The following is a 4,953-nucleotide window of genomic DNA, read 5'->3' as shown; positions in this document are numbered from 1 at the left end:
AGCGGGAGTCGAAACAGCGGGAGTCGAAACAGCGGGAGTCGAAACAGCGGGAGTCGTGACGGCGCAGTGTGCTCTACCGACTCCCGCTTTCGTGACTCCCGCCTTCACGACTCCCGCCCTATCAGGGCGCCAGCCACTCGTCCCTGTATTCCGCCACGAACTCGTCGTCCGTGAGCTCCGGATAGCTCCGCAGTACGCGGTCCAGCTCCTCGCTCTGCCCCGGCGACAGCCGCTCGTGCGGCTCCAGCGTCCACACGCCGCGCATGAGCCCCTGGCGGCGCAGCACCTCGTGGATCCCCGGCAGGCAGCCGGCGTAGCCGTGGTGCGCGTCGAAGATCGCGCCGTTGGCGTCGGTCAGGGCGGCGGCGCGGGCGAGCCAGGCCGGGTCGAGGGCGGGCGCGCCGACCGCGCGCTTGAGCTCCGCGAGCATCTCCACCGCGGCGCGCGTCCACACCGCCCACTGGCCGAGCAGCCCGCCGACCATGCGGCGCAGCACGCGGCCGCCGCCGGCCTGCACGGGGAAGGGCGTCAGCAGGTCGACGACGATGCTGTCGTCATTGCCGGTGTAGAGCGCCACGTCGTCGCGCCCCGCCTCGGCGACCGCGCGCACCACGTCGAATGAGCGGTAGCGGTCGAACGGCGCGACCTTGATGGCGACCAGGTTCGGCAGCTCGGCGAGGTCGCGCCAGAAGCGGTGGCCGAGCGTGCGCCCGCCGACCGCGGGCTGCAGGTAGAAGCCGAACACCGGCAGCACCTCGGCGACCGCGCGCGCGTGCCGCACCAGCGCCGCGTCGTCGGCGTCGCCCATCGCCGCGAGCGACAGCAGCCCGGCGTGGTAGCCGAGCGCGCGCGCGACCTCCGCCTCGTGCACCGCCTGCCGCGTGTCGCCGACGATCCCCGCGACCAGCGCGAAGTCGCGCGCCGCGCCCCCCGCGGCCTCGCGTGCCAGCGCCGCGCGCGCCGTCTCGGCGGCCAGCTCCAGCACCGGGCGGTAGAGCCCCACCTGCGGCGCGTGGATGGCGAACTGCGTCGTGTGCACGCCCACCGCGATCCCGCCGGCGCCGCTGGCGACGTAGTAGCGCGTCAGCGCGCGCTGGTGCCGCTCGTCGAGCTCGCGCGTGGGCGTCAGCGCGAGCGGGTGCGCGGGGATGACCTGCCCCGCGAGGAGGTGGCGGCGGACGTTGAGCGACATGGGCGAATTGTACGCCGGGGCGCGCGGGAAACCGACCGCGGGGCGCCGGCGTAGGGGCGCGGGTCGCCGCCGCGCCTCCCTCGCCGCCCGACCCATGACCGCCCCGCTCCCGACCGCCACCGCCGACCTCGCGCGCGCCCTGCGCGCCGAGCGCGCGGCGTCGTACGGCCGCCTCCGCGGCGGCTATCCCGTCCCCCTCGCCGGCGCCCTCTGGTGGGCGGCGCTCGGCGCCGCCGGCTGGCTCGTCCCGTCGCCGGGGCGCTGGATCCTCGCCGCCTTCGTGACCAGCGGGACGATCTTCCCGCTCGCGCTGCTGCTGGCGCGGCTGCTGCGCGTGGACTTCATGCGCGACCGCACCGCGGTCTCCGACGCGCTGGTGCCGGCGTTCGCGTCGATGCTGCTCTTCTGGCCGATCGCGGTCGCGGCGTGGTGGAGCCACCCGCCGCTGGTGCCGCTCGTGCTGGCGATCGGAATGTCCATCCACTGGCCGGTGATCGGCTGGACGTACGCGCGCACCGGGCTGTTCACGGCGCACGCGGTGGTGCGCGCGGTGGCGTGCTTCGCGGTCTGGCAGTGGCTCCCGGCGCACCGCTTCACCGTGCTGCCGCTGGTCGTGTCGGCCGTGTACCTCGCGACCGTGCTCGCCATCCTCGCCGACACCGCGCGCACGCCGGCGCGGGCCGCGGCCGCCGCGCCGGCCTGACGCGCCTCAGTACTTCCCGTCGCGGACCTCGAACTTCGTCGGGCGGCCGAGCGTCGGGCCGTCGGCGGCCAGCCACTCGCCCACCCACTCGACCAGCCGCGCCGTCGGCACGGTGGGCGGGCCGAAGAGGCGCTGGGCGAGCGAGGTGTCGCTGAGCAGCGCGTCGCCGGTGGCCAGCCCGACGAACACCGGCTGGCGGCGGAAGCGCTGCCCGAAGCGCCGCGCCGCCTCGGCGACGGCCAGCGGCTCGGGGCCGGTGACGTTGATCGCGAACGCCGGCACGTCGCAGCGCGCGAACGCCTGCAGCGCCTGCGCGTTCGCGTCGCCCTGCCAGATCACGTTCACCCACCCGGTGCGCACGTCCACCGGCTCGCCGCGCCGCACCTTCTCGGCGACGTCCACCAGCACGCCGTAGCGCAGGTCGACCGCGTAGCTGAGGCGCACGAGGGCGAGCGGCGTCCGCGAGCGCTCGCACGCCCACTCCAGCACGCGCTCGCGCGCCACGCACGCGTTGGCGTACTCGCCGAGCGGCGTGAGCGGGTGGTCCTCGGCGGCGCCGCGCCCCGGGGCCGGCGTGCGCGGGTACACGTTGCCGGTCGAGAAGGCGACGATGCGCGACGCCGCGTAGCGCTCGGCGGCCAGCGCGGGGGCGACCGTGTTGGTCGCCCACATGCGCGCGGGCGCGTCGGCGGTGCCGAACTTGAGCCCCGCCATATACACGACGAGCCCCGCGTCGGGGAGCGCCGCCACCGCCTTCCGGTCGAGCAGGTCGGCCGGGGCGGTCTGCACCCCCGCCGCCTCGAACGCGCGGCGCACGCCCGGGTCGGCGAAGCGCGACACCGCGGTCACGCGCCGGCGCGCGTGCGCCCCGCCCAGCTGGTCGAGGGCGCGGCGCACCATGCGCGACAGCGAGAGCCCCATCTTCCCGCCGGCGCCGAGGAGGACGACGTCCCCCTCGTAGCGGGCGAGCACCGCGCGCACGCCGCCGGTCGGGCGCGACAGCCGGTCCTCGAGTCCCTCGAGCGTCGTCGGCGGGCGCGGGTCGACGGCGTCGTCGGCGCCGGCCGCGGGCGCGGAGGGCTCGGTCACCGCGCCCCGCCGGCCAGCGACGGCAGCGCCGCCGGCGCGGGCTCGGGGGCCGGCACGAGGCGCGGCAGCGGGCGCCCCGACTGCAGCTCGGCGAGCAGCTCGCGCCGCGCGCGGTCGATGATCCCCTTCACGTACTCGCGCAGCGCCGGCACGTCGTCGCTCCCCAGCCCCGCGGTGGCGATCGGCGGCAGCACGCGGCAGGCCGCGGTCGCGTGCTCGACGCGGAAGGAGTGCTTGGCCATCGCGTCGCGCGTCCCGGCGATCGCGATCGGGAGGATCGGCACCTGCGACTCGACGGCCAGCGCGAACGCGCCGTCCTTGAACGACAGCAGCTCGTCGGTGTTGGAGCGCGTCCCCTCGGGGAAGACCATCACCGACGCGCCGCGCGCGAGCCGGTTGCGGCACATGGCGAGCGCGCCGACGGCGCTCTGCCGGTTCCCGCGCACGAGCGGCACGTCGCCGACCATGCGCATGATCCACCCCATCACGGGGATGTTGAAGATCGTCTTCTTGGCCAGCCACTTCATCTCCCACGGGAGGTGGCTGATCAGGAAGATGTCGGCGTACGATTCGTGGTTGGACACGACCACGTACGGGCGGCGCGGGTCGCGGATCCGCACCCCGGTCTGGTGGAAGTGCCACCACGGGTTGAGCCGCGCGCCGAGCGCCCCGAACCACCGGAAGGTCCGCCCCGGCGCGTAGCGCGCCGGGTCGAACGGCGCCGTCGCCGCCCACACGAGGGAGATGACGGGGAAGCCGACGATGACGATGAGGACCCAGAGGGTCCACACCCAGGCGGTCACGAGGCGCTGCATGCGGCCAATCTACTCCGTCGGGGGAACCGGCGGCTGCGCGGACTGCGCCGGCTGCGCCTGCGCCGCCTGCTGCCCGGCGTCGAACGCCTGCTGCGCCGCGATCGCCCCCTGGAAGCCGATCTTGGAGTGCGTGCCGTCGCAGAACGGCTTCTTGGTGGAGCCGCCGCAGCGGCAGAGGGAGAGCGCCTTGCGCCCCTCGGTCGAGATCTCGTTCCCCTCGTGGTCGACGAGGCGGACGAGGTGCATCTGGTCGCCGGCGATGAAGAGCGAGCCGTTGTTGCGGACGGTGATCGTGACGCGGTCCATGCGGAGGCTGCGGGGCTACGGGAATCGGTCAGGCGGCGGCCGCCGCATCGGCGGCGTGCCGCTTGAGGCGCTGCACCATGGCGTTGAGCCCGACCTCGCGGGTGTGCAGCCCCACGCCCTCCATGAGCTGGCGGACGTAGTCGGGCGGGAGCGCGAGCGTCACCGCCGGCGGCTGGTCGTTCACCGCCTGGAAGGTGATGGCGAGGACGGCCGCGATGGTCGGCGACTGCCGCGCGTTGACGTCGGCGTAGAAGTGGAGCGTCCCGTCGTCGCGCCGCTCGGGGAACAGGTCCACGCGCGTCTGGCACTCGGGGACGGTGTACGCCGCGCGGTCCACCTCGGCGTAGCGCGCCGGCACCGGCTCCAGCTTGCGCGCGTACGCGACGAGCGCCTGCATCTTCTCCTCGCGGCCGAGCCCCCGGAACCGGGCGAGCGTGCGCTCGATGGTCGGGGGGAGCGGCGGGTGGGCGTCGGCGTCGGGCATCCCGGGACGAAAGACGGTGCGCCCCGCGCGGTCAAGGCGCACCGTTGACGCCGCCGGCGCGGGCGCGGATCGTACGCGCAGCGCCCACCCCCTCCGCCCATGCCCCGCCGACTCGCCCTCGCCGTGCTGGTCGCCGCCTGCCGCGCCACCCCGGACGACGGCGCCGTGGTGGCCAGCGGCACGGTGGAGTGGACGGAGGTCGACGTCGCGCCGCTCGCCGCCGGCCGGGTGACCCGCGTGCTGGTCGAGGAGGGGGCCCGCGTGCGCGCCGGCGACACGCTGGCGGTCCTGGCCCAGCCCGTGCTCGACGCCGCGGGCGCGCAGCAGGAGGCCGGGGTCGCGGCCTCGCGCGCGCGGCTCGCCT

Annotated in this window: 7 protein-coding genes; 2 read left to right on the top strand and 5 right to left on the bottom strand. The window is 75.8% G+C overall.

Translation table 11 applies throughout. The features are described from left to right. Window positions 1–121: 121 nt before the first annotated feature. Entirely contained in the window at window positions 122–1,192 is a 1,071-nt protein-coding gene (locus tag PYV61_RS17270; protein WP_275833879.1) for a dihydrodipicolinate synthase family protein, read from the bottom strand. Between the two features lie 94 nt (window positions 1,193–1,286). Between PYV61_RS17270 and PYV61_RS17265 the strand changes: the two genes are divergently transcribed. After that, window positions 1,287–1,895 (top strand): hypothetical protein, encoded by a 609-nt coding sequence (locus PYV61_RS17265; RefSeq protein ID WP_275833877.1) that lies wholly within the window; start codon window positions 1,287–1,289, stop codon window positions 1,893–1,895. A 6-nt stretch (window positions 1,896–1,901) separates the two neighbouring features. Here the strand turns inward: PYV61_RS17265 and PYV61_RS17260 are convergent, their stop codons facing one another. From PYV61_RS17260 to PYV61_RS17245, 4 genes are read right to left on the bottom strand one after another with little or no spacing between them, the layout of a single operon-like run. Beyond that, complete coding sequence (locus tag PYV61_RS17260) at window positions 1,902–2,984, bottom strand: NAD-dependent epimerase/dehydratase family protein (RefSeq protein WP_275833875.1); 1,083 nt, start codon at window positions 2,982–2,984, stop codon at window positions 1,902–1,904. Further along, a complete protein-coding gene (locus tag PYV61_RS17255; protein ID WP_275833873.1) occupies window positions 2,981–3,799 on the bottom strand; it encodes a lysophospholipid acyltransferase family protein in 819 nt (272 codons plus the stop codon). The genes PYV61_RS17260 and PYV61_RS17255 overlap by 4 nt, the downstream gene beginning before the upstream one ends. A gap of 9 nt (window positions 3,800–3,808) precedes the next feature. After that, the gene (locus PYV61_RS17250) at window positions 3,809–4,105 is read right to left on the bottom strand and encodes a CDGSH iron-sulfur domain-containing protein (protein WP_275833871.1); all 297 of its coding nucleotides are present in this window, start codon (window positions 4,103–4,105) and stop codon (window positions 3,809–3,811) included. Window positions 4,106–4,133: 28 nt separating this feature from the next. Then, window positions 4,134–4,589, bottom strand: a complete 456-nt coding sequence (locus tag PYV61_RS17245; protein WP_275833869.1) for a SufE family protein — start codon at window positions 4,587–4,589, stop codon at window positions 4,134–4,136. 99 nt (window positions 4,590–4,688) lie between these two features. On the opposite strand from PYV61_RS17245, the gene PYV61_RS17240 reads away from it, so the two are divergent. Then, a partial coding sequence (locus PYV61_RS17240; RefSeq protein WP_275833867.1) for a biotin/lipoyl-binding protein occupies window positions 4,689–4,953 on the top strand: 265 nt, incomplete at its 3' end.

Origin of the sequence: Roseisolibacter sp. H3M3-2, from assembly GCF_029211165.1 — a bacterium.
In the GTDB taxonomy this organism is placed as follows: domain Bacteria; phylum Gemmatimonadota; class Gemmatimonadetes; order Gemmatimonadales; family Gemmatimonadaceae; genus Roseisolibacter.
The sequence above is the reverse complement of the archived record's forward strand: the minus strand, read 5'-3'. Positions and strand labels throughout refer to the sequence as shown.